The organism is Methanosarcina barkeri 3 (assembly GCF_000970305.1).
Lineage (GTDB): Archaea > Halobacteriota > Methanosarcinia > Methanosarcinales > Methanosarcinaceae > Methanosarcina > Methanosarcina barkeri_A.
Window position 1 is genome coordinate 2,753,677 of sequence record NZ_CP009517.1, and the last position, 25,180, is coordinate 2,778,856.

Below are 25,180 nucleotides of genomic sequence, written 5' to 3' on the forward strand. Positions count from 1 at the left end.
GGCTATTATTGAGAAAATTTTTACTAAAAACCAGTAAAAAACCTAAAAAAGGAAGGTTTTCCTTTTTCTAAAGAGTTGAACCCTGACTAAAGAAAACGGAAGCTTCAAAATGTAAAGGAAGAACCAGTATGAGAAGAATAAACAGACAGAATTTCAGAGCTTTTAAGCTGACGGCACTTGCGATTACTCTGGCAGTTCTCTGTACCTGCTCTACCTCCTCGGCCTCGACTTTAAGAGTAAGTTCGACAAATGAAGGAGACTATATTTATATACAAGCCGCAATTGATGAAGCAGAAGTCGGAGACAGTATTTATGTAAGCCCTGGAACCTATGTTGAAAATCTCAAAATAAAGAAGCAAGTCCAGATCTGGTCGGAGTCAAGAAAGCCAGAAGATACAGTGATAAGGGCAGCTGATCCTGCGAAAAACACTATTGAAATCAGCGTAGATAGGGCATCTTTTAGCGGGTTTGCCATTGAGGGTTCGGAAAAAGCAGGGATCTTGCTTACAGGAGTTAAAAGCTGCTATATTAACAACAATAGAGTCCAGGGAGCCAAAGACGGCATTCTTCTCAAAGGTTCTGACAGCAACACCATAAGTAATAATCTCGTTACCCTTGACGAGAAAGGAATAAGGCTCGAAAGCTCAAACTCAAATGATATTGTCGACAATATAATTGCCTATAATTATGGTCCGGGAATCGCTCTTGAGTTAAGCAGCAAGAACCATATATACAACAATTACTTCAAAAACGACGAAAATGTCAAAGAAAAAACCGCAAATGCGGAAAATATCTGGCAAAGCCCCCTCAAAAAAAGAGAGAATATCATCCGGGGTCCTTACATAGGAGGAAATTTCTGGGCCAACCTTGAAGGTAAAGGTTATAGCGAAACTGGTGTGGACGAAAATAGCAACGGAATTTGCGATACCTCATATAATATCACAGGTGGAGGAACCGATAACTACCCGCTATTCCCAAAAGTCCCAAAGGCCGTTAAATCCATTGAAAGCAATCTGAATGCCAGTGCTTATGAGCAGGGCCTGGCCGACAGGGAGAAAGCAACCAGTTCAGAAATTACTGTAAATAAAACCGAAGAAGCTACAGAAACTTCAGTCGAAAATACTACTTATGGAAACACTACTGATGAAAATGCTACCAATAAAGGGGATTCAGAGGAAAAAGAATCACCCGGACCTGGACCTGGTGTTTTGGGACCGGCTATAGGAGCAGCCTATTTCCTGAAGCGAACCAGATGAGGAAAGAAAGATAAGATACAAAATAGAGAGAAGAAAATAAGAACAAAGAAAAAAACTGAACCTTCAACAGTTTACGCGTTAGATTCAGCGGGTTAGAAGGTTCGTTTACAAAACTCTATTTTCACTTAGTTTGAGTTCCTGTACTCTTGTCAATAAAAATGACATTTATTAGTGTTTTTTATGAGGTAGATTTCGTAGAGATTGCAGCAGTCGGTCTTTCTATTATTTTTATATAGTTTGTTTTTGTTACCGCGCTACTGCCTGCAGCATTGGTTACTGTTAAGTTTACAGTATATGTTCCTGCCTTTGAATACTTATGGATGGGATTCTGCTGAGTTGACGTAGCTCCGTCTCCAAAATTCCATTTCCATTTGGTAGGTGTCCCTGTGCTCGTATCAGTGAAGGCGACATTTATTGGTGCTTTTCCTGATGTAACACTACTGGTGAAGTCTGCAACAGGTTTTGTTACAATTTTTATATAGTTCGTTTTTGTTACAGTGTTACTACCCACCGAATTCGTTACTGTTAACTTAATAGTATATGTTCCTGCCTTTGAATACTTATGAATGGGATTCTGCTGGGTTGAGGTTGTTCCGTCTCCAAAATTCCATTTCCATTTGGTAGGTGCTCCTGTGCTTGTGTCAGTGAAAGCGATATTTATTGGTGTTTTTCCTGATGTAGCACTACTGGTGAAACTTGCAACAGGGAGTACTGGGACAGAACCTACAAACTGCCCGAAAGCAACAGGATCTTTTCCTACTCCTACTATATTTGTAACCTTGTTTGTGGCTGTGTTAATTACGGAAACAGCACCACTTGCTTCTTTCGCCACATATACGTTATTTCCGTCTGGGCTGAAAGCAATTCCTAAAGGATAACTTCCTACATTCACTGTTGCTGTAACCTTGTTTGTGACTGTATCAATCACAGAAAAAGTACCGTCTCCATAGTTTGTCACATATGCTTTTGTTCCTGCTGGATTTACTGCAACTCCCCATGGATATTTTCCTACAGTCACCGTGGCAGCAACCTTATTTTTTGCGGTATCAATTACAGAGACGTCGCGTTCATTTGTCACATATACCTTTGTTCCTGCCGGATTAACCGCAACTCCGGTAGGGAGATTTCCTACAGTTATCGTGGCTGTGACCTTGTTTGTAGCTGCGTCAATTACAGAAACAGTGTTATCGAGAGTGTTCGCCACATATACTTTTGTTCCAGCCGGATTTACTGCAACTCCACAAGAATAATTTCCTACTTTTACTGTAGCTGTAACCTTGTTGCTTGCAGTGTCAATTACCGAGACACTTCTACTACCTTCGTTTGCCACATACACCTTTGTTCCAGCCGGGTTAACTGCAACTCCCCAGGGACGCTTCCCTACCTTTATTGTGGCTGTAACCTTGTTTGTTTTGGTGTCAATTACCGAGATAACGCCGCTTACTTCTTTTGACACATACACTTTTGTTCCGGCAGGATTGATTGCAACTCCGTAAGGATATTTTCCTACACTTACCGTAGCTGTAACCTTGTTTATTGCAAGGTCAATTACAGAGACAGTGGTGCTGCCACTATTTGTAACATAGGCGTATCCAGCCGTGTTAGAAGTAATTTGTGCAGTAGCTGCCGATGTAGTAGATAATGTTAAAATTAAAAATAAAACAATAGTTGTTGAAGCTAAAGCTACTGAACACAGTTTTTTGTTCATTTTCATTGTCTTACTCCTTGTGTTTGATCCTACATCCAGCAGGTAAATTGTTTTGCAAGTTTTCTCATGAATAGCATTTTTGTGGAAATTTGCATTCAATTTCATCCAAAAGACTGCAAAAGTGGCCGGCCAGTCCTTTTTATTGTGATGATTGGGCAATGTGTTAACACATGTTAAATACAGGACGAACTAATAGAGGCGTTTGAAAAACACTATCCTGACATCCTCTTAATTTAAGGGAAAATATTCTAACCAAAAACCTAGAATAATTTTTCACATATTTTGAAAGTTAAATTGATTCTTAATGTATTTTTAGTCTTAATGCATTTTTATACTCTAGTAAATTTTTAAACTTTCAATAAATATATGAGATCTACTTTTTCCCTTACAGTTTGAGTAGGATACCTATCCTGAAAAATACCCAAATATTAGTGTTGACCTGCCGAATACAGGTTTATATTGCTCTAAAACTCAGTTCCAAAATCTAGTGCCGAGTCAATCGTCAAGAATTCAACGATTCCGAAGAATTCTCATCGTTTTTATATGACATTTTACGGTTGACGCGGCACTAGTAGTTTCTTCATTTTTGGTTTTGTAGAAGACCTATCTAAATAAGTTTCAATAGGTTCTGAAATAAATATATAAAAGTATGTCAGCTAGTTCAGTTTAAACAACTGGAAATTCTTAATTTCAGAAGATTTCTACATAACTACATTTTTAATTAACAGATTGAACTGGAGTTCATAAACTCATGAAAATCGGAATGTAGCTACAGGTAATTTGCAGATTTAGTATAAAATTTCTTAAACGACAAATCTCTTTAGTTCAATTTTAATATCATTCTGTCTTAGTTAGTCAACGGTCGGTACTTATATCGTTTCCACATTCTCTATACAAAAGAAACATTATAGGGATTCTTGTTATATCGATTGTAGGTTAGATCCTGCATAGTAGGAGCTTAGTTATTTTGTTCTACAATTATAAATTCATTCTATATTTAGATTTTTTATATTAAAAAGTTTCCAATTCTTGTCCAAAAACTTCTTTTTTGGTTACAATTTTTGTTTGATGTTTTATGACGTAGTTTTATACCATAAAATTAAAAATCCGGCTTAATTTGCAAGAAAAACCTTATTTTTGATCCACTCAACTAATTGTAAATCAAGTGTAACTTTAATAGGGTCCTTTTAAGTTCATTAAAGAAGAAAAATGAAATAGAGAAATTTTTAGCTGGATAGAGCCATGTAAGAAAGACATGTAAGAAAGACATGTAAGAAAGACATGTAAGAAAGACATGTAAGAAAGACACGTAAGAAAGACATGTAAGAAAGACATGTAAGAAAGACATGTAAGAAAGCATTTTCAAGATGTGAGATAAAAAAATATCTTAACGGAGTTGTAATCTTAGCAGCAATAATGAGGTTAAGTGAAGTTTTAGGAGAGCCTCTATAATAAACTCAGTATCTTTATTTTTTTTAACTCGACTATTTCGGGAATATTAAATAAAGAATTTTAAGAAATATAGCAACACTTCAACTAGTTCGTGAGTTTACTATGTTTCCTCAATTGATTCATAAGTTTACTATATTATTTACACAATATATTCAGAAATAATCGTTTTAATATTATTTCCCTTAGCATTCTTTACTGTTAAGCTGACAGTAATTTTCTTGCTTCACTGTATTTATGTGCAGGACTCTTAGATGTTGAATAGGTTCCGTACCCAAAACTCCAGTTTCATGAAGTTGGACTATTGCTGCTTTTGTCAATAAACTATAAGTTCAGTAGAGCTTTTCCTGAGAGTGGGAAACCAGGAAATATGTAACAGGAACCTGTTAAGTTCCTGTCACTGTGATATAACTTGATTTTGTTGCCGTGTTACTGCCTGCTGCGTTACTTGCTGTCAGTGTTACCGTGTATTTTCCTGCAGCTGAATACTTATGTGTTGGGTTCGGCAAGGTTGAAGTTGTTCCGTCTCCAAAACTCCATTTCCATTTAACTGGTGTTCCTGTGCTTGTGTCAGTGAATTTAACGTTTAATGGAACTTTTCCTGAGGTAGGAGATGCAGAAAATGCAGCAACCGGTTTTGTTACAACTTTTATATACTCAGTTTTTGTTACTGTACTGCTGCCTGTAGCACCGCTTACCGTAAGTACCACCGTATAACTTCCTGCGGCTGAATACTTATGAGTCGGGGTCTGTTGGGTTGAACTTGTTCCGTCTCCAAAACTCCATTTCCATTTGGTCGGTGCTCCTGTACTTGTGTCAGTAAATTTAACGTTTAACGGAACTTTTCCTGAGGTAGGAGATGCAGAAAATGCAGCAACTGGTTTTACTATGACTTTTATATATTCAGTCTTTGTTACCATGTTACTACCTGCTGAGTTAGTTACTGTAAGTGCAACCGTATAAATTCCGGCTTTAGAATACTTATGCGTTATATTCTGCATGGTTGAAGTTGTTCCGTCTCCAAAACTCCATTTCCACTTAGTGGGTGCTCCTGTGCTTGTGTCAGTAAAAGTAACCGTTAATGGTGCTTTTCCTGAGATGGGTTTCGCAGAGAAGTTTGCAACCGGTTTTGTTACCACTTTTATATAATCTGGTTTTGTTAATGTATTACTACCTGCTGAATTAGTTACTATAAGTACAACTGCATAATTTCCGGCTTTGGAATACTTATGCGTTGGATTCTGCAAGGTTGAGGAGGCCCCATCTCCAAAACTCCATTTCCATTTAGTTGGTGTTCCTGTGCTTGTGTCATTAAATCTGACATTCAAAGGTGCATTTCCTGAAGTTGGAGATGCAGAAAAAGCAGCAACAGGCTCTATTGATCCGGGTTTATAGACAACTAGAGGAAGGTCGTCAGAATAGATACTGCCTGTTATGCTTTTATACGCTGAATCCGAAATTCCGTCCCTGTTTACATCTGTTGCGGTATTGGAAAATCCTGTACCATCAGGTTTTCCCCAGAAGTTGCCTCCGATATATGGTCCGCCTACAATATTAGTACCTGCGGTTTTTTTGGTATTATAGACATTTCCGATTCCGTTTTTAATAGTCATATTGGTGTCATTGAAGTAGTTATTGTAAATCTGGTTTGCGTCACTTTTGCCACAGATATAAAACCCATAAACACTATTATCTTCAATAGTATTGCCTGAGAATGTGTTGCCGTCAGAATTGCCAATATGAGTACCGCGGCCGTTACCAAAAGCCTTATTTCCTGAAAGGATATTGTCCGTTGCAGTTCCAAGCACAATTCCAAAATCTGTGTTGCTTATAGCCATATTCTTTGAAAACTTATTCCCTGTGGAACGAAGGAAATAGATGCCATAACAGTTGTTCATAAGTTTGTTGTTCTCAATTATGCAGTTGCTGCATGAAGACAGACGGATTCCTGCATAACCGGATCTTGCTCCCATAATCTTAAGTCCAGTTACTTTTATGTTGCTTCCCTGCAGGAGGAACACATCGACCCCTGAACGTTTAACCATAATAGTTGTATCATCAGGGTTTCCGGATTCTGACCGGATTGTAAGATTACTTTTATTTACGTTGATATTTTCGGTATAGGTTCCGGGTTTTACAGTAATTATATCGCCTGAGGACGAATTATTTACAGCTTTTTGAATAGAATCTCCTGGCTGCACTATAATCTCAGCTGCAGCTCCGAGACCGGATATAAACAGTAAAATTAAAAAAGTTACTACCAGAGAGGTTAATGTTTTTATTCCAATTCCTCCGTTCATTAAAAGAAGTTTAAATAAAATTTGTACTGTAGTTAAGTAAATGTTTACAATGAACGCTCATTTGAATACACAAGTGTAGGGGGTATGTTTTTATTCAGAAACTTGATCTACCATGTGCAAAATAATCCAGATGAAATCACTTTAGTTTGAAGAAAATGAACATAGATTAATATAAATATTCTCATTATCTTTTATTTTTTAGATAAGTCGTGGACAATAAAAAACCTTCTCAGTATTAAATTATTTTTAAGATCTTATTTCAGTTATTATACTACAATTAAACATTCAATTTTAGTTTAATTCATGCATTTTTTGTATCAATTCCAGCTTAATTTACAAGATAGGTGGTAAATTAATCTCAAATAATCTCAGAAGCAAGTATTAATTTCAAAGTACAGTTCAAAATTAGGAGTAAAAATAAGTTAAGAAAAATTGGATATAAGAATTTAATTAAAGAAATAAAATATTTAACAACTGTTTTCAGCATAAAATCCGACAGAATAAAAATGGAAATAAAAAAGCAATAACTAGCCAGTGATTAACGGAAACCAATTCAGAAAATTTATTTCAGTAATCAGATTAAAGATGGCTAGTTATTTATTTCCCAGGTTGAGCAGTTCTTTTTATTCATTTTTTAAATGGTTAACATTTCAGAACTTTATGAACATGTTAACCAGATGAACATACTATTAAGTCAGTAAAACTGATTTTTATAGCGCGTTCAGTCTTTTGTTATTTTGTCACTTTTATATAGTTTGATTTTGTTTTTGTATTACTTCCTGCTGCGTTTGTTGCTGTGAGTTTAACAGTATAAGTTCCTGCAGCTGAATATGTGTGTACTGGACTTTTTTGTGTTGAGTATGTCCCATCTCCGAAATCCCATCTCCACTTCGTTGGAGAGCCTTTGCTTGCCTCTGTAAATGTAACCTTTAGTGGAGCTTTTCCTGAGAGTGTAGAGCCCCAGAATTCCGCAACTGGAGCTTGTGAAGTTGATGTCACTATGATATACTTTGATTTTGTTGCAGTGTTACTACCTGCAGCATTCGTTACTGTAAGTTTAACAGTATATTTTCCTGCTTTGGAATACTTATGTGTTGGGTTCTGGGATGTTGACGATGTTCCGTCTCCGAAATCCCATTTCCATTTAGTGGGTTTTCCTGTACTTTTGTCAGTAAACTCAACGTTTAGAGATGCATTTCCTGATTTTGGAGATGCATAAAATACAGCAGCTGGAGTTTGAGAAGTTGTTGTAACGGTTACATAATTTGATTTTGTTACCGTGTTGCTGCCTGCTGCGTTACTTGCTGTCAGTGTTACCGTGTATTTTCCTGCAGCTGAATACTTATGTGTTGGGTTCTGCAAGGTTGAGGAGGTTCCGTCTCCAAAGCTCCATTTCCACTTAGTGGGTGCTCCTGTGCTTGTGTCAGTAAATTTAACGTTTAACGGAACTTTTCCTGAGGTAGGAGACGCAGAAAATGCAGTAACTGGCTTTGATGTAGCTACTGTCACGGTGATATAATTAGACTTTGTTACCGTGTTACTGCCGGCTGCATTGGTTATTGTAAGGGTTACTGTGTATTTTCCTGCTTTGGAGTACTTGTGCGTTGGACTCTGGGATGTTGAAGTTGTTCCGTCTCCAAAGCTCCATTTCCACTTAGTGGGTGTTCCTATGCTTGTGTCAGTGAATTTAACGTTTAATGGAGCTTTTCCTGAGGTTGGAGACGCAGAAAAGGCAGCAACAGGCTTTGTTACCACTTTTATATAATTTGCTTTTGTTAGTGTATTACTGCCTGCTGAGTTGGTTGCTGTAAGTGCAACCGTATAATTTCCTGCTTTGGAATACTTATGCGTTGGATTCTGGGCTGTTGAACTTGTTCCGTCTCCAAAGCTCCATTTCCACTTCGTTGGTGATCCTGTGCTTGTGTCAGTAAATTTTACATTCAGTGGAGCGTTTCCTGAGGTTGGAGATGCAGAAAAAGCAACAATCGGTTTTGTAGGCCCTGATTTATAGACAACTAGAGGAAGGTTGTCAGAATAGATGCTGCCTGTTATGCTTTTATATGCAGAATCGGAAATTCCATCCCTATTTTTATCTGCTGCGGTATTGGAAAATCCTGTACCATCAGGTTTTCCCCAGAAGTTGCCTCCGATATATGGTCCGCCTACAATATTAGTACCTGCAGTCTTTTTGGTATTATAGACGTTTCCGATTCCGTTTTTAATAGTCATATTGGTGTCATTGAAGTAGTTATTGTAAATCTGGTTTGCGTCACTTTTGCCACAGATATAAAACCCATAAACATTGCTGTTTTGAATGGTGTTGCCTGAGAGTGTATTGCCATCTGAATTACCAATATGAATCCCACGACCGTTATTAAGGGCCGTGTTTCCTGAAAGGGTATTGTCTGTAGCAGTCCCAAGTACAATTCCATATTCCCTGTTGTTAGTAGCTGTATTCTTTGACAGTTTGTCCCCTTTAGAACGCAGGACATAAGTTCCATAACAGTTGTTCATAAGTTTGTTGTTCTCAATTATGCAGTTACTGCATGAGGACAGATAGATTCCTGCATTACCGGACCGGGTTGCTCCTACGGCCTTAAATCCAGTTATTTTTATGTTGTCTCCCTGCAGGAGGAACACACTGGCTCCTGAGCTTTTGGCTTTAATCATGGTATTATCAGGGTTTCCGGACTCTGAACGGATTGTAAGATCATCTTTAGTTACATTGATATTTTCAGTATAGGTCCCGGATTTTACAGTAATTACATCGCCGGAAGAAGAACTATCCACAGCTTTTTGAATAGAACTTCCTGGCTGCACTATAATCTCGGCTGCAGCCCCAAGATTTGATATTAATACTAATATGAAAATAGCTACTAACAAAGTGGTTAATTTTTTAATTTTAATTCCTCCGTCCACTAAAAGAAGTTTTGGCAAGACTTTAATTGTAACTAAAGAGAGTTTACAGTGAATACCTACATAAACTCACGAGTGCAAAATTATTCTCTTACTCAAAGAATTTGTTTATCTTTTGTAAGATGCCTCAAGTAAATTCCATTAATTAAGCTGGAATTCAAATAATAGAATATAAATATACTGAAATTATGTTAAATTGAATAAATTAGTATTTAAAAATATTCTTTATGTAATTTATATATAGTAGGATAACCCAGGTTATTTAACTTAATAGAATATCTTACTATAGGTTATTGTCTTATTTTAATTAGTCAACTATTTATTAATTTCAAAATAGGGAAGATTTAAACTTGAATTACCCAGATAAAAGAACAATAGCCTTCAGGACGATAAAAGTAAGTTCGTCTTCTCAAATTAGAACTGTATTTGAACCTGTAGGTTCAGAGTTACTCAAATATGATTAAATCCAAAATTAATGTATTCAAAACTAGATTAAAAATGAGAAAATAGGAAATCTTTATCATCACCATATAAGAAATAATATATAAAAAGGGGATGAAAAGTTGGGTGTAGAAGCCACTATTAAAGAAATTGCAGGTGAACTTGAGAGGATTGCAACTACAAAAACCGTAGTTGGGGACCCGATTACTGCTGCTGGGAAAACAATAATTCCAATTTCAAGGATTTCAATGGGATTTGGAGCAGGTGGAGGAGAAGGCAAGAAAGACACCGAGTCTGGATACGGAGGAGGTGGAGGAGCAGGTGCAAAGATAGAGCCTGTGGCATTTATTATGCTTTCAGAAGAAGAAGCCAGAATTTTCCGGCTCTCTGAACGAAGCGACGCCGGATCAATCCTCAGCTCAATTCCCGATCTTGTGCCTGAGATTATGGACAAGCTCAAAGGCATGAGAGGCAAAAACAAAAAAGAAGAGGAATTTAAGGAACAGGAAGTTAAAGGAAAAGAAACCCTGAAAAAGGAAACTGTAAAAGAAACCGAAGTCAATATAGAAGAAGGGGGATGTTTCCACTAATTTTCCACCCAATTTCTGGAACTAATCTATCTAGGGGATTCTTAGCAAAAATTTAGAAAGTGGGGGTTTTCAGGATAGTTAGGACTATCCTCTTCTCCCGAACCTGTTAATATGCTTGTAATAACTCTTCTTCTACTGGTTTTTCTATTGGTCTTATTCATATTATTTACAGCAATAGGCCTCACTTTCAAACTCAATATCCTGAGCCTGGAAGAAAAGAAAGAACTTAAAGGCATATTCACTGTAAAATGGCTGCTCTTTTCCCATACCTTTTCCATAGAGGAACCAGAGGACAGCGAAAGCCTTCCTGAAGAATCGGAACAATTAAAAAAAGACAAAGCAATCGAAGGGGAACAAAGTGAAATTGATCTGAAGAAAACAGAAAAGGTACGAGTTACTACAGAACCACAGGATAAAACTGAAGTGAAGAAAAAAAGGGATATTGAGGAAAGAGAGGTCGAAAAGGAAAGAGAGGTCGAAAAGGAAATAATAGAAGAAAATGAGAAGAAAGAAAAAAGGAGTATAATTGAAAAGATAAGAGGAAAAAAGAAGCCCGAAATTGAAAAAGCTCCAGAATCAGGAATGACCCCCAGAGAAAAACTTCACTGGGCCATGGAGGCATTCAGATCTCTCAGAAGACCTCTGTTTCGTCTATTTTCCGATTTACTAAACGGAATAAAAATTAAACGTTTGGAGTCTTACATAATGTTTGGCCTTTCCGATCCTGCAGACACAGGCATGCTCTGTGGATTTATACATGCTGTTACAGGATTGGCATACAGCCGGTGCAAGAACTGCAGTTTTTCCATTAACCCTGTATTCATGAATCCGATGGTGGATTTCAAAAGTGATGTGGAAATTCGTGTAAGGATATATTCTCTGATTTATCCGATGCTTAAATTCATGTTTAACAGGAAAACTTTATCTTTTACTTATTCGATTATTAAGGAAAAACTCTGGGGGAAACAGAAGCTTAATTCCTGAGCTAAAGGAAGTGTAATTCCTAAGCTTTATGAATAGGTAATGAGGTACAGATATACATGATTAAAGTAGTGACTCCATCCAGACTCCATCTTACCCTGATAGACCTCAATGCAGAGATAGGCAGGGTCGATGGAGGAGCGGGAATCACCCTTGAATATCCCGGCCTGGAAATTTCTGCAACTGAAGCTGATAATATAGAGATCATCGGCAATTCTCTTCTCGCAGACAAAATAAAAAAAGCTGTACAGGCACTTCTTCCAACAGGAAAAGGGATAAAACTGCATATTAAAGATAGTCTTCCTGATCATGTAGGACTAGGTTCAGGGACTCAGGCTGCATTATCGGCAGCAGTAGCCGTAAATCGGATTTATGGACTGGAAAAAAGTATTAGGGAACTTGCAGTTGCGGTTGGCAGGGGAGGCACATCCGGAATAGGAGTTGCTGCTTTTGAGGATGGTGGTTTTATTCTGGACGGAGGACATAAGTTCAAGGATAAAGGTGCATTTTCTCCTTCTTCAGCTAGCCACGTACCTCCTGGCCCTGTCCTTTTCAGAAGAAACTTTCCTGAATGGCCTATTGTCCTTGTAATTCCTCAAGGAAAAGGAGCTCACGATACGGAAGAAGTTGACATTTTCAAGAAATATTGTCCGATTCCCCTTGCCGAAGTTCAGGAAATTTCCCATGTAATTCTCATGCAGATGCTTCCTGCACTTATCGAGGAAGACCTGGAAAGTTTTGGCAAAGCAATTAATCACATCCAGACTGTAGGTTTTAAGAAAAGGGAAGTTGAACTTCAGTCACAGCCTGTTCTGGATATCATGAATTACATGCGTGACAACGGTGCGCATGGAGCAGGTATCAGTTCTTTCGGGCCGGTAGTTTACGGCATTGTCGGAAGCATTGAGGAAGGCAAAAGACTCCAGCAAGAAACCCAGCGTATGCTTGACGAATCTCTTGGTGGAAGAGTCCTGCTCACAAAGGGAAGGAATCAGGGTGCGGATATTTCTGGAGGTCCGGATTGAAGATTAATACCTGGTTTGGAACTCTTGAAACCGACATAGTCGGAGAAATTCTGGAATCCAGACTTCTTTCAAAAGACATCAGGAAGCTTGCACTTCATTCTCTTTCCCTAAGGGAAAGCAGATTGAATTTACCCCCTGAAGGTTTTGACCTAAAGGCAGCAGCTATCAAAGCCGGATTTGCGGAGTCACCTGCCGAATATTACTTTCTTTTACACGAAGTTACTCTGGAGGCTGCAAAACTCCAGGTTTCAAGCGCCATCACTCCTGACCAGCGAATTATTCAGGCTGTAGAAGCCCTGGACGATATCAATGAAACTACAAACGCCCTGTCTGAAAGACTTTCTGAATGGTACGGAGGCTATTTCCCGGAAAGCGGATTAGGTGGGGAAGACCTGGCACTTTTTATTGTAAAGTACGGCTCCCGTGAAAACATCAGCTCTGAAGATCCTCTTTACTTGAAAGCCAGAAGCTCAATGGGTGCAAAACTTGAACCTGCCGATGAAGCACTTCTTAAAGGTTTTGCGGAAAGTGTACTTAGCCTGTATGAACGGAGACGACAGATCGAGGCTTATATTGAGAATAGCATGGAACAGGTTGCACCCAACCTGAAACATATTGCGGGCCCAATGCTTGGAGCAAGGTTAATAAGTCTTGCAGGAAGCCTCGAAAAACTTGCTGAGTTTCCTTCCAGCACAATTCAGGTTATAGGAGCCAGCAAGGCTCTTTTCAAGCATCTTCGGGCTCGGGCTCCATCTCCAAAGCATGGGATTATCTACAGCCATCCTTTAGTAAACACAGCGCCGTGGTGGTTAAGGGGAAAAGTAGCAAGGGCTGTTGCGTCAAAGCTTTCCCTTGCTGCACGCATTGACTTTTATTCTGGGGAAAAAGATCCCTCCCTTATGGAAAAACTTGAAGCGAAAGTCCTGCAGATAAGAACTCTGAACCCCAGGCCTCCTCAAAAAAAGCAGGAAAGCGGAGCAAAGCTAAAGAAAAGGAGGAGGAAGTAAATGCCTGAAGTCAAAAAGCTATCGGATGGGATCTTTGAAGTTATAAAAGACAAAAAACAGCTTGCTACAAAGAACCTTGACCCTGGAAAAGCCGTTTATGGAGAAAAACTGATCCCGGTTCAAGAGACTGAGTATCGGACCTGGGACCCTCGCAGGAGCAAACTTGGAGCCATGGTCTTGAAAAAATTCAATATTAGCCTTAAGGAAAATTCAAAAGTGCTCTACCTGGGAGCAGCTTCAGGCACAACAGTAAGCCATGTCTCGGATATTGTTTCGGAAGGTGCGGTTTATGCCGTTGAGTTTGCTCCGAGAAGCATGAGAGATCTGATAAGACTTGCATCAAGGCGAAAAAATATCCACCCAATTCTGGCTGATGCCGGTAAACCGGACAGTTACTCCCATCTCGTTGAGCCTGTCGATCTTATTTTCCAGGACGTTGCGCAACCCAACCAGGCCGAGATTGCTGCAAGGAACGCAATCCGTTTTTTAAAAAGAGATGGATATCTCCTGCTTTCCATTAAAGCGCGGAGTATTGATACTGCAGCAAACCCAAAAGAAGTTTTTAAGGCAGAGGTGAAGAAACTCGAACAGGCTTTTGAGCCCGGATTTGAGATTCTTAATGCAAAGGACCTGAAACCCTATCATGAAGACCATCTTGGAGTCCTGGCGAAGTTGAGGTGACATACCTGTTTTTCGTAATTATCTGATTTTTCAGGGGAAACATTTCATTTTCAGCAGACTCATGAAATCCTTTAAAAAATCCGTGAATAAACACTTTAAAGGTTCTAAGAGTAAACATTTTAAGGGTTCCATAAGTGGACAACTGAAAAGCTCCAGAGATGAGCCCCTCTAAATGGTTCGGCATCGTGGGTTTTTTACCGCCTGATGCTTACCAGTAATCTTTTTTTCGTTATGGGCACTAATTTTTTCCATTCTACTACGGCATCTTCGTGAAACTCATATTCGTCTACAGTCTTATCAGAAAACTTGCCATCTACTTCATATATATAAAATCCCTCTTCCCCATCCGTAGAGACGACCTTGACTCTGTTCCCCATTTTCTTAACTTCTACGGCAGCCACATTTTTCAGGGCTTCAAGCAGCGTCGTACCCTGTTCAACCTCAAGCCTCCTGTTTTCTGCAAAGTGGTCCAGAAAAGAATAGACATTGTTCAGTTTGATACCTATCATATGTGTATTTCCAAACTTTTTTCTTTCCACAAGTTCGGCTTTTTCCAATATTTTTATATGTCTGGCAGCTACAGGCACGGAAATTCCTATTTCTCTTGCCAGACCGGATATATGTTTATCTCCTTCACTCAGGTGTTCAAGAATTGAAAGGCGCGTATCGCTTGAAATCGCCTTGAAAAGGTTTTCTCTGCCACCATTCATTCCAGAACTCCGCACAACATTTACTACCATGATGAGCTCTATTTTATCTCAAATACTTATAATTATTGCTTTATTCAGAACAAGTAAAGTAAACTATTAGATCTTTTCATTGCTTTTTTATTTTTTAGTTTTAACAAATTTACTTTAATTACAGGTTTTTGTTTTCTTCTGTTTCCAATCATTACCTGATAAATAGAATTAATTCTTGCATAATACTTGTTAAATTAGAAATTTATTTTATTATCGCTGTCAATTGATATCGTTTTAAAAGAGTATTATTTTACTATCTTACTAATTTAACGTCTAAACATGCCCTGAATTTAACTCATTAAGTTATTTCTCCATCTCTAACAGAAAACGGGGTGGAAATAAATTTTTAGTCTAAAAAATGCACTCTGTGAGCCCTTGTTACCTTAAAAGATAACAAGTATTACCCAAAAGCCAGGGTTTATTTAATTCTACTATAGATGCTCAGAAGGTAATATGGACTCTACTGCATTAACTGTTATTGGTATTTTGATAGGTATCCTTGTCTTTGGAATTAAATCTGGAATAGGATGTGGGTTTTCAAACATAAGTAAAAGAGAAATTTTTGCAATTGGAGGTAGTTATTTTCTCCTGGCTCTTTTATTCGGAAGTGTTGCTGATCACATAAGCCTTGAAGCCTTTGAGAAGTTTTCTTCAATGGGCATGGGAATCCATGTACTTGTTTCCCTGCTTCTCATAGTGACCGGAATTTACACCCAGAAAAAATGGAACTCAGGAAAAGATGTTTCCAGGCACACTTTTCTCGCTATATCCGTACCATGTCCAGTATGTATGGCAGCCCTTGCATTATCTTGCATGCTGCTTTCACAGAGCCTTAATCTTTCCGGAATAAAAGTCGGGCTCCTTGTAGGGGTTGCTTTTTTTATAGCAGTTGTGGCTTCTTCTTTTCTTTTCAGGTTTGGAAAGATTCGACTTGGAAAGACTCCTGAAACTATGGGCAGTGCAATGATGCTGATAGGAATCTATTATCTATTAGGAGCTCTTCTTATCCCTGCATATATACAGACAAAAAAGATGAATCTTATTTCAACCGGAGGAGGAGAAACAGGAATAATACCTCTTATGGCTTTTGGAGTCATTGTCCTTGCAGGTTTTTTCCTGGACCGTATAAGGAGGCATGATCTATGAGCCTGATGAATTTATTATCCGACATGATGAATGTCTTCTCAACGGCTTTGCTAATTCCTGTGATGTTTCTTCTCACCATTCTCGTGTTTATTTCCTTAATTCAATTAGGAGAATTCCTTTCCGAGTATACAAAAAGACATAGGGACTGGAATAATCTGGAAACTAACTGCAAAAAAATTGAGCTCAATCTTCAGAATTCGGATTTTTCGGAAGCCTCCATAGCTCTTGAGAATATCAAACAAAATTATATGGTCACTTCTTTTGCACGAGACGCTGCGAAATACCTGAAAGAGCGGCATTTTCCTGCAATTGAGAGGCTTTCGCAGGAATATGAAATCAAGATGGCAAAACGCCTTGAACATACAAAGATAACTTCAACTATCGGTCCCATGCTTGGCCTTATGGGGACGCTTATTCCGTTAGGCCCTGCTCTGATAGGGCTTTCGAAAGGAGACCTCGAGACCCTTGCACAAAACCTGATGATTGCTTTTGCGACAACCGTTGTAGGGCTTTTTGCTGCCGGAATAGGCTATGTGCTTACACAGGTCAGACGGCGCTGGTACTGGGAAGATATGTCGGACATAGATTATATCCTGGATACCATTGAGGAAAAGAATTGAAATTTATCATCTCTTAATAGCGAGGAAGAATTCATGAGAAAGTCCAGAAGATACAGGCGGACAGGGCTTTTAAAAGATGAGGATGAGCAAAGCCCTATGATAAACGTTGCCAATGTTTTTGATGTTGCAATGGTCTTTTCTGTAGCTCTATTAGTTGCACTTGTTATGTCATATCACCTCCCAGAACTTCTGAGCTCCAATGAGGATTTTACCATTGTCAAAAATCCGGGAGCTCAGGATATGAAGATCGTCATCAAAGAAGAAGGTAAACCCATTGAAGTCATGAATATGACCGATAATATAGGAGGAGGAACCGGAGAAGCTCTTGGAACAGCTTACAGGCTCGCCGACGGCAAGGTAATTTACGTACCTGATAATGGTACATCTTCAGGTACATCTTCAGGTACATCTTCTTCGTCAGGTACGTCTGCTCCAACTAAAGTAATTTCACTCAAATCTAACTCAGATTGATTAGCCTGAAAGTCCTGTTTACTTCAGGTATTTTCATTTATTTGCACATGTTATTCCTAAGATATTCATTTTCGTAATAATTCATCCGAGATAAAACAATATCAATATCAGTCGTTACTAAGACTCAATGTACCAAATTTTCAATATATTTTCTTACTGTTGGTGTTAATTATGTTTATTCTTACGGTTCGTTGGTTACTTGTCGAAGTTCCTGTTTTTATTAAAATGATATTGCCAACTTATTTTGGTAGGTTGAACAATTACTAACTTTCCAGGAAAGTTAGTTTATTTTGGTTTTTCCACTTTAAGTATAATTTTTAATTTATTCTCTGAAAACTTTATCGAATTGGCTCCTTTACCCTAAAAGCTAATAATTGTGAGCTAAACACTTTATTTTATATATTATATCCATATATTCTAAGCGTTAAAAACATATTACAAAATCAGCCATTTATTAGCTTCAGAAATTTCCGGTTTTAAAATTAATATCCAGAATCTAGAATTTTCGATTTCACTTTTAAAACTTAATGGCTGTTTCCTGTAGGTTTTTGAGAAATTCCTAAATCAGAACTTTTAGACTGACAATAGTCTGGTGAGCTAGACATCCTGAATATTTTTTCACCTGGGATGTTCCGTGGTTCATTATCGATTATCTGGGGATAAAAATGCAAGAAAAACTTATAATGATAGCGGTTTTAGTTCTACTGGTATTGACATCATTATCAACTATTCTATACTGGTGGAATCTACCACTGGCTAAGAAAAAAATGTTTTGAATTTGTATTGGAAAATCGGTGCAAAACATGACAGCCAAGTTTTTTCGGGCAAATAGTCCATTTTTACGGAAACTTTGCTTATTTTATATTTTTGAAGTCTCTTCGAATTAAGAAGAACTTCATGGTACTTCCGGAAAAGGAAACATTGCAAATGCGGTACCAGATAAGTATATTTGTTTTCTGCTAAGAGTTATTAGCTTTTCCGTTAAGGATATTATTTAATAGCCGGAGACCAAACTTATAACTATGACAGCTCTGGGTATAGTTGGGTGTAGAGTATTTGAGGATGAAATTACCCATGTGCTTGCAAACGGTCCTGATATAGACAGGATCTACATCATAGAAAACGAAGAAAACGACGGCCTTCTATACAAGCTTGAATCCGAAGGATTTGAACCAGTTGTCCTGCCCTTTTACAAAATAAAAACAGACCTGAAACGTAGTAATGAGTTCAGCATTATTGTTCAGCTTCAGGGAATGGGACTCCATATAGACCCTGCCCTGCTTAAAAGTAAAACGTATACAAACGTTGACCTCATGTCCAGGCTTGTGGACGGAATTCTACTTTTTTACGGCTCCTGCGGACAGGCATTTTCCAGGATACAAAGAGATTTTGCTCATAAGGGATGCCCTATAAAGCCACTTCAGGACAGGAGCACAGGCGAATCAATCAAACCCGTTGAAGACTGCATTGCAGCAGCTCTCGGAGGCAACTCTAATTATCGGAAAATCCTGAAAAATCACAGTGACACCTTTTTCTTAACTCCTATGTGGGCTGTAAACTGGAAGACTGTCTTCAGAGTTGGCGATAAACCGCCTCTGGGTTTTGAATTCACTCCTGAATATATGAGAGAACTCGGTTACCGAAAAGTTGCCGGAATTAACACGAAACTATCCTATGAATCTGATTTTGAGAAAAAAATTGAAGAATTTGCACATAACTTCGGTTTCGAGATCATAGAACTGGAAGGAAGCACTGAAATAGTGAAAAAATCGTATAACCAGATGCGAACCATGCTTCGCAGGCCACTTAAAGTCTAAATATGTTTTTTTCTTAACAGCGCTCTAAATTACTGAAATATTCCCTTGTTATGTCAATTTCAAGATGAATAGCTTTAATTCAGAAGCTGTATATAATTCTTGATACCTTCCCAGCACTGAGAGCTTCTTCATCTTCAGTTACAGGACTATTTTTCATGAAGCAAATCATGTCTACAAAATATTAAAAAGTAGTTATTTTTTAGCTTACGTGACATTATCAGGTAAACCTTCAGCTTATGCAAATCAGTACATTGATTTTATCCCGATGTAATTGATACTGATCTCAATATAATTGATACTGATTTCAATGTAACTGATACTGATTTCAATATAGTTGATAAGTGCAAGTACGAACCGGTGGAAAAAAGAGATCAATTCCAGCAATTAAAGAAGTCAGTTTAGAAATATTTCCATATTGGACTTTAACAATAAATGCCCATAGCCGGAAGTTAAAGTATTGAGTTCATCATTTTGGTGTTGAGATAATTGACCATAAACGTACGACAGAATTAATCATAAAAGTAAGACATAATTGACATAAAAATAAAACAAGTTGACCATAAAAATGCGATGAAAGAGAGAAAAAATAATAGAAACTTTAAAGCAAATTACTCCCGGAAGACTGCAGTCTTAAGGATATAAAAATGGCAAACTAATCCTTAGACTGCAGTTTAAAAAAGTGTTAAATAGCAAATTATTCCCGGAAGACTGCAGTTTTTAGGAGAATAAAATGGCAAATTACTCCTGGGAAACTACAGATTTACGGAGGTTTAACTGGCACCTCAGGTGACAAATCAAGTAAATTTGATTTGCATATAAGTAAACTTACATTTAAATATATAAATATTTCGTAGTCTTAAGACACCACCAATAAAAGAGATAGATCGCAAAACAAGTTAAAGTGAAGAATTGAATTATATAAAAATGTTAGAATATAAAAAGGAAGAAATAATAAAAAGAAATAAGCACTAATAAAATAAATAGACATTAATAATATAAATAGACGTTAATAATATAAATAGTTACCAATAAAGATAAATGAATATTTTAAGCAAGTAGATGATTTTAAATAAACAAGTTATTTTCTTTGCTATTAGGTTAGCCAGTATGTAGTGTTTCATAGTTATCAAAGAATTTCGTTGATTTATGAATGAAAGAAAAATGCACTTTACTATTTCAAACAGGTAACTTATAGTTACTTTTTGAATTTGATCTGACAAAGATAATGTTTTGAAAGTTTAGTGGTGAAATAATATTCAAAAGATATAATTCTCTATTTTTGTACTTATTCTTTAATTGAGTAATAATCGTTCTCGAGTTCTGCAAAACAATGAAGAGTCATAATATGCACTATACAAAAAATGCTATTTATTGACCTTTTTACCCAAATAGCTAATAATCGTAATCCAAAAACCTCATTTTATATATTTTATTTCTTAATGCTCCAAATGTTAAATCTGTAATACAGAATCGGCTGCCCATTAATTTTTGGAAGTTCTTGACTTGAATTGTAAGCAAAATCGAAAGCATCCAATTTCACTTTTAGAACTTAACGACTGTTCCGAACAAGTTTCTAAAATTCGCAAAATTTTAACATAAAATCAACCAGTGAGCAAAGCATTCCGGTTATCTTTCTTCCGGGGTGCTCTACGGTTCATGAGACATTATTCTGGGGATAAAATGCGTACGGCACAAAGTAGATTATTGGTATTATGTGCAGTAATCCTTTTAATGCTAGCACAGAATGTATCGGCTGATGAAAACCATGTGAATATTACTTTTATCTGTTATGATGGAAGTGCTCTTGCGACAGCAGAGCAGTCCAATCCATACAACTCAAGTATTAATGTAACGTATATTTCTGGGTATTCTGATTTTAGCAATGTTACTTTTGAAAACCAGGATGTAATATTCACTTATATGCTCTGGTCTCAGTTCAAAGATATCGGGGACGATCTCGAAAGTGCCCACAAAAACGGGACTGCACTTATAGATATTTCTTCTGCAATAGATACAACATATATCAACACTTCAAGTTATGATCATATTTTTACCGGGACCAAACCATACAATTCTACAGAAGAGAAATTCTTCTACAATATGGGCTCCAGAGGAATCCTGAAGAAAAACACTGAAAATTTCATTACATATCTAGCAAAAACATATGGAGATAAACCTGAACTTACGAAAAACTGGGTTTATGAAGACCCTGTAGAATTCCCCGAAGCAGCAATTTACCATCCGGATGCCCGTTCTTCAACTAACGAATCTCAACCCGACTGGTTTGAAAACACAACTGACTACCTTGAATGGTACTCTAACTCAACTAACTCAAATGAATCACGACATATTTACGACAAAAGCAAGCCAACTATAGGGATATGGTTCCATGCTTCGGATTATACAGGTGACAACCTTGAGGTCATAGATGCACTCATCCGTGATCTGGAAGGAAAAGGCTGCAACGTAATTGCAGGTTTTGATACTTTCAATGATATTCATAAGTTTTACTTTGATGAGAATGGAGAGCCTCTTGTCCAGTGCGTAATTTCTCTTAAAAGCTTCCGTTTGAATTATGATGATCCTGATAAAGGTGTACAGGAGCTTAAAGACCTTGATGTTCCCGTGCTTACCGGACTGGTTGTTACAAATCCTGCAAACTCTACCGACATAGCTGACGGTAATAGAGGTATCCCAAGTGAGGAGGTTGTATACAAGACTCTACTTCCGAGCATTGATGGAATTTTCGAGTATATTGTTGTCGGAATTGATAATTACGATTCCGAAATCGGTGAAAGCAACTATGAACCTCTTCCCTCCCAGATTGACTGGATGGCAAACAGGTCAATTAACTGGGCGAACCTGAAGTTAGAGAATAATAAGGATAAGAAAGTCGCTGTCATCTATTACAATTACCCTTCAGGGAAAGACAACATCGTAGCAAATTATCTTAATTCCACCCAGAGCATGTTTGAACTCCTCAATGCAATGAATAAAAGTGGCTATGAGGTCTCCGGAATTCCGGAAAACAGCAGTAAGCTCATGGAAATGCTTCAGGCACAGGGTATAAACGTAGGTTCCTGGGCTCCCGGTGTTCTGAATGGAATGGTAGAAAACAGGACTGAGTGGGGACTGCAACTCATACCTATGGATACCTATAAAGAATGGTTTGAATCCGAAATTCCGGAAAATCTGAGATCCAATGTAACCTCTGAATGGGGAGAACCCTGGTCCGAAGACCTGCCTCAAAATAAGAGTGTTATGATCTATGAAAATGAAACCGGAAAATATATTGTAATTCCTACGGTACGCTTCGGAAATGTCTGGCTCATGCCCCAGCCTGCCAGAGGAACAGGACAAAACAATGACACTCTTTACCACAGCAACGTTGTACCTCCCACACACCAGTACATAGCTTTCTATCTCTGGCTACACCACGAGTTCCAGCCTGATGCACTTATTAATATGGGTACTCACGGTACGCACGAGTGGCTTCCGGGTTCTACTTACGGCATGAACCGGACTTCAGACTGGTCTCCTCTCTTGTTGCAGGATACTCCGAATATCTATCCTTACATCGTTGCCAACGTGGGAGAAGGAATAACTGCGGAGTACAGGGGTAATGCCCTGATTATTGACCATCTGACTCCAACCCTTGAGCGTGGTGGGCTTTATGGAGATTTGCAAAACCTTTCAACTAATGTGGAAGGGTATTATGATCCAGGAATTTCTTCTCAGACAAAAGCAGGATACCAAAAAGCCATAGTAAACGAAATAATAGCACTCAACCTAAGTGTTGATCTGGGAATAGATAACGTAACTACTCTTCAAAATTATAATGAAACAGAGTTTGGGAATTTTGTTAAAAATTCACTTCATGAGTATTTGGAAGATATAGGAAATGAAAATATCCCATACGGTATGCATATTCTCAGCCATGTTCCTACGACAAATAAGACAGATCCTGAAAGTGACGAACTTACCGGAATGGTAAGAGCTATGCTTGGAGGAAATTTTGAGGAAAATGTCACTGCTGCCTTCTATCCTGAATCTGCTTATCCTCTCGGAATTCCACTGAATGATACAAAAGTTACTAAACTTGTCTGGGAGGTCGTAACCAATAATACAAGCATTTCCAAGGCGCAAACTGCAGTTTATGGGAAAACTAACAGTACAGTTACACTTGATCTTGAACAGGGGCTGGATTATAAGAACAGGCTTCTTAACTGCGACGTGGAGATTGACAGAATTCTTTCAGCCCTGAGTGGAGGCTTTATCCCACCAGGTTCGGGACTGGACCCAATTATGAACCCTGATGCAGTACCTACAGGGCGCAACTATTACAGCATAAACTCGAAGCTTTATCCTTCAGAGGCAACATGGGAAGTAGGTAAATCTCTTGCAGTCCAGTTGATTGAGGATTACTATAAAGAACATGGGGAATATCCTAAAAAAGTTTCATTTTCAAGATTCGGGGTGGAGTTCATTGCGGATCACGGGACTCTGGAAGCTGAAGTGCTTTATCTGCTCGGAGTAAAACCTGTCTGGGATGAGAACGGATATGTAACCGGAGTTGAAGCTATCCCTGAAGAAGAACTATTGCCAAATTATGATACTTCAAAGCCTGGGAGACCACGTATTGATGTTGTCTACTCAACAGCAGGAATGAGGGATGCTTTCCCGGATAAGATCAAAATGATAGACAGTGCCGTGAAACTTGCAAGTTCTCTTCCTGGCGTAAACTATCCCAACTACGTTAATCAAAGTTCCCTTACACTCTATGACTCTCTGATTGCTGCAGGGTATGACAACGAGACTGCAACAAAACTCTCTACAATGCGCTGTTTTGCAGTAATGGACGGTACTTATGAGATAGGGGTCTCAGACGCTATCAGTGCAAGCGGGACATGGGAGAATGAAGAAGCTATTGCGAACGTATACCTGAACAAGATGGGATACGCTTACGGAGAAGATTTCTGGGGCATCCAGTGCAGACAACTCCTTGAGGGAAACCTCAAAAGCGTTGAAGCATCAGTACATTCGTCTTCTTCAAACCTTTACGACTCCCTTGACAACGATGACCTTTTCCAGTACTTCGGCGGCATGAACCTGGCAACGAGGTATCTTAGCGGCAAGACTCCGGAGATGTATATTTCGGACACAAGTGACCTGGACAGAGCTCAGATGGTGGGAATGCAAGAGTACCTCAGCAAGGATCTGCGAGCCAGATATTTCAATGACAAATGGATAGAAGGAATGCAGAACTCCGGATATTCAGGCGGCAGCATGATGTCCGATTTTGTGAACAACCTTTTCGGCTGGGAGGTAAGTGATCCTGAACTTGTGGACGATACTGTCTGGCAAGATGTGTATGAAACATATGTAAATGATCCTTCTATGAAAGAATGGTTCAAGAAGAATAACCCTAATGCTTACCAATCCGTGACAGCGAGAATGCTTGAGGCAGTCAGGCACGACTACTGGAAACCTTCAGAGGATGTTGTCGAAAATCTTGCAAAGGAATATGAAGAATCCGTGGCAGAGAATGGAGTTTCGTGCTGTCACCATACCTGTGGAAATCCCCTGCTTCATGAGTTCGTAAGTGGAACAGTATCTGTTCCAGGCTACGCTGAGCAAATAGAAACTGCAACTAAAGCTAAAAATCTGGAGACTACAGAGGAGACCCAGAGCAGTAGTGGTAGTCATCATGACCATAATACCGGAAATGCTACCGTAGTACCGAAAACCAGCTCATCCAGCAACCAGACGTCTCAGGATTCAAGTGGAGGATATGGTACAGATACTTCCAAACCTGAACCTGAAGTCAAGAAATCCGCAGATACTGATTATGTTGAAGGGTATGAGATGCAGAAGGATTCTGCCGAAAAACCTGAGAATAATGGGGTCTCATTTTCAGGCTCCGATATCTTCGGAATTCTCTTTGTGGTGGTAGCCGCCGGTGGAATTTACCTGGGTATTCGGAAGAAATAAATGGAAAAAAGTAACCAAATAAACAGAAGAAAGTAATAAAA

General features: G+C 38.4%; 15 protein-coding genes. 11 read left to right on the plus strand and 4 right to left on the minus strand.

What is annotated here, in order from left to right:
• Nucleotides 1-128 precede the first annotated feature (128 nt).
• On the plus strand, nt 129-1,256 hold the full coding sequence (locus tag MSBR3_RS11070) for a right-handed parallel beta-helix repeat-containing protein (protein ID WP_048108150.1): 1,128 nt from the start codon (nt 129-131) through the stop codon (nt 1,254-1,256).
• A 178-nt stretch (nt 1,257-1,434) separates the two neighbouring features.
• On the opposite strand, the gene MSBR3_RS21635 is transcribed toward MSBR3_RS11070, so the two are convergent.
• The 3 genes from MSBR3_RS21635 to MSBR3_RS11085 all read right to left on the minus strand — a co-directional run bounded on the left by MSBR3_RS21635 (nt 1,435) and on the right by MSBR3_RS11085 (nt 9,632).
• A complete protein-coding gene (locus MSBR3_RS21635) occupies nt 1,435-3,069 on the minus strand; it encodes a glutaminyl-peptide cyclotransferase (RefSeq protein ID WP_052723376.1) in 1,635 nt (544 codons plus the stop codon).
• 1,730 nt (nt 3,070-4,799) lie between these two features.
• A complete protein-coding gene (locus MSBR3_RS11080; RefSeq protein WP_048108152.1) occupies nt 4,800-6,713 on the minus strand; it encodes a PKD domain-containing protein in 1,914 nt (637 codons plus the stop codon).
• 732 nt (nt 6,714-7,445) lie between these two features.
• Complete coding sequence (locus MSBR3_RS11085) at nt 7,446-9,632, minus strand: PKD domain-containing protein (RefSeq protein ID WP_048110392.1); 2,187 nt, start codon at nt 9,630-9,632, stop codon at nt 7,446-7,448.
• A gap of 560 nt (nt 9,633-10,192) precedes the next feature.
• Between MSBR3_RS11085 and MSBR3_RS11090 the strand changes: the two genes are divergently transcribed.
• The 5 genes from MSBR3_RS11090 to MSBR3_RS11110 all read left to right on the plus strand — a co-directional run bounded on the left by MSBR3_RS11090 (nt 10,193) and on the right by MSBR3_RS11110 (nt 14,354).
• Entirely contained in the window at nt 10,193-10,660 is a 468-nt protein-coding gene (locus MSBR3_RS11090; RefSeq protein WP_048108153.1) for a GerW family sporulation protein, read from the plus strand.
• 111 nt (nt 10,661-10,771) lie between these two features.
• The gene (locus tag MSBR3_RS11095) at nt 10,772-11,644 is read left to right on the plus strand and encodes a DUF2953 domain-containing protein (protein WP_048108155.1); all 873 of its coding nucleotides are present in this window, start codon (nt 10,772-10,774) and stop codon (nt 11,642-11,644) included.
• A 56-nt stretch (nt 11,645-11,700) separates the two neighbouring features.
• On the plus strand, nt 11,701-12,666 hold the full coding sequence (locus MSBR3_RS11100; RefSeq protein WP_048108157.1) for a beta-ribofuranosylaminobenzene 5'-phosphate synthase: 966 nt from the start codon (nt 11,701-11,703) through the stop codon (nt 12,664-12,666).
• The gene (locus MSBR3_RS11105) at nt 12,663-13,673 is read left to right on the plus strand and encodes an NOP5/NOP56 family protein (protein WP_048108158.1); all 1,011 of its coding nucleotides are present in this window, start codon (nt 12,663-12,665) and stop codon (nt 13,671-13,673) included. Before MSBR3_RS11100 ends, MSBR3_RS11105 begins: the two co-directional genes overlap by 4 nt.
• Complete coding sequence (locus MSBR3_RS11110) at nt 13,674-14,354, plus strand: fibrillarin-like rRNA/tRNA 2'-O-methyltransferase (RefSeq protein WP_048108159.1); 681 nt, start codon at nt 13,674-13,676, stop codon at nt 14,352-14,354. It abuts the gene before it with no gap.
• Between the two features lie 194 nt (nt 14,355-14,548).
• Here MSBR3_RS11110 and MSBR3_RS11115 read toward each other — a convergent pair whose 3' ends face one another.
• Nucleotides 14,549-15,094 carry an ArsR family transcriptional regulator gene (locus MSBR3_RS11115; RefSeq protein ID WP_048108160.1) on the minus strand — a complete coding sequence of 182 codons (546 nt, stop codon included), beginning with the start codon at nt 15,092-15,094 and terminating at the stop codon, nt 14,549-14,551.
• A 453-nt stretch (nt 15,095-15,547) separates the two neighbouring features.
• On the opposite strand from MSBR3_RS11115, the gene MSBR3_RS11120 reads away from it, so the two are divergent.
• The 5 genes from MSBR3_RS11120 (at nt 15,548) to MSBR3_RS11140 (ending at nt 25,139) form a co-directional block, all read left to right on the plus strand.
• Nucleotides 15,548-16,240 carry a DUF2162 domain-containing protein gene (locus MSBR3_RS11120; RefSeq protein ID WP_048108161.1) on the plus strand — a complete coding sequence of 231 codons (693 nt, stop codon included), beginning with the start codon at nt 15,548-15,550 and terminating at the stop codon, nt 16,238-16,240.
• Entirely contained in the window at nt 16,237-16,860 is a 624-nt protein-coding gene (locus MSBR3_RS11125; RefSeq protein ID WP_048108162.1) for a MotA/TolQ/ExbB proton channel family protein, read from the plus strand. Before MSBR3_RS11120 ends, MSBR3_RS11125 begins: the two co-directional genes overlap by 4 nt.
• A 33-nt stretch (nt 16,861-16,893) precedes the next feature.
• Nucleotides 16,894-17,331: a DUF2149 domain-containing protein gene (locus MSBR3_RS11130; RefSeq protein ID WP_048108163.1), complete on the plus strand. Its 438-nt coding sequence runs from the start codon at nt 16,894-16,896 to the stop codon at nt 17,329-17,331.
• A gap of 1,022 nt (nt 17,332-18,353) precedes the next feature.
• Nucleotides 18,354-19,148 (plus strand): DUF1638 domain-containing protein, encoded by a 795-nt coding sequence (locus MSBR3_RS11135; RefSeq protein ID WP_048108164.1) that lies wholly within the window; start codon nt 18,354-18,356, stop codon nt 19,146-19,148.
• A gap of 1,680 nt (nt 19,149-20,828) precedes the next feature.
• Entirely contained in the window at nt 20,829-25,139 is a 4,311-nt protein-coding gene (locus tag MSBR3_RS11140; RefSeq protein WP_048108166.1) for a cobaltochelatase subunit CobN, read from the plus strand.
• Nucleotides 25,140-25,180 lie beyond the last annotated feature (41 nt).

Bases quoted from the DNA above. Each gene is read 5' to 3' on its own strand.
- MSBR3_RS11070 (WP_048108150.1), top strand. From the start codon at position 129: ATGAGAAGAATAAACAGACAGAATTTCAGAGCTTTTAAGCTGACGGCA.
- MSBR3_RS21635 (WP_052723376.1), bottom strand. From the start codon at position 3,069: ATGAAATTGAATGCAAATTTCCACAAAAATGCTATTCATGAGAAAACT.
- MSBR3_RS11080 (WP_048108152.1), bottom strand. From the start codon at position 6,713: ATGAACGGAGGAATTGGAATAAAAACATTAACCTCTCTGGTAGTAACT.
- MSBR3_RS11095 (WP_048108155.1), top strand. From the start codon at position 10,772: ATGCTTGTAATAACTCTTCTTCTACTGGTTTTTCTATTGGTCTTATTC.
- MSBR3_RS11100 (WP_048108157.1), top strand. From the start codon at position 11,701: ATGATTAAAGTAGTGACTCCATCCAGACTCCATCTTACCCTGATAGAC.
- MSBR3_RS11110 (WP_048108159.1), top strand. From the start codon at position 13,674: ATGCCTGAAGTCAAAAAGCTATCGGATGGGATCTTTGAAGTTATAAAA.
- MSBR3_RS11115 (WP_048108160.1), bottom strand. From the start codon at position 15,094: ATGGTAGTAAATGTTGTGCGGAGTTCTGGAATGAATGGTGGCAGAGAA.
- MSBR3_RS11120 (WP_048108161.1), top strand. From the start codon at position 15,548: ATGGACTCTACTGCATTAACTGTTATTGGTATTTTGATAGGTATCCTT.
- MSBR3_RS11125 (WP_048108162.1), top strand. From the start codon at position 16,237: ATGAGCCTGATGAATTTATTATCCGACATGATGAATGTCTTCTCAACG.
- MSBR3_RS11130 (WP_048108163.1), top strand. From the start codon at position 16,894: ATGAGAAAGTCCAGAAGATACAGGCGGACAGGGCTTTTAAAAGATGAG.
- MSBR3_RS11135 (WP_048108164.1), top strand. From the start codon at position 18,354: ATGACAGCTCTGGGTATAGTTGGGTGTAGAGTATTTGAGGATGAAATT.
- MSBR3_RS11140 (WP_048108166.1), top strand. From the start codon at position 20,829: ATGCGTACGGCACAAAGTAGATTATTGGTATTATGTGCAGTAATCCTT.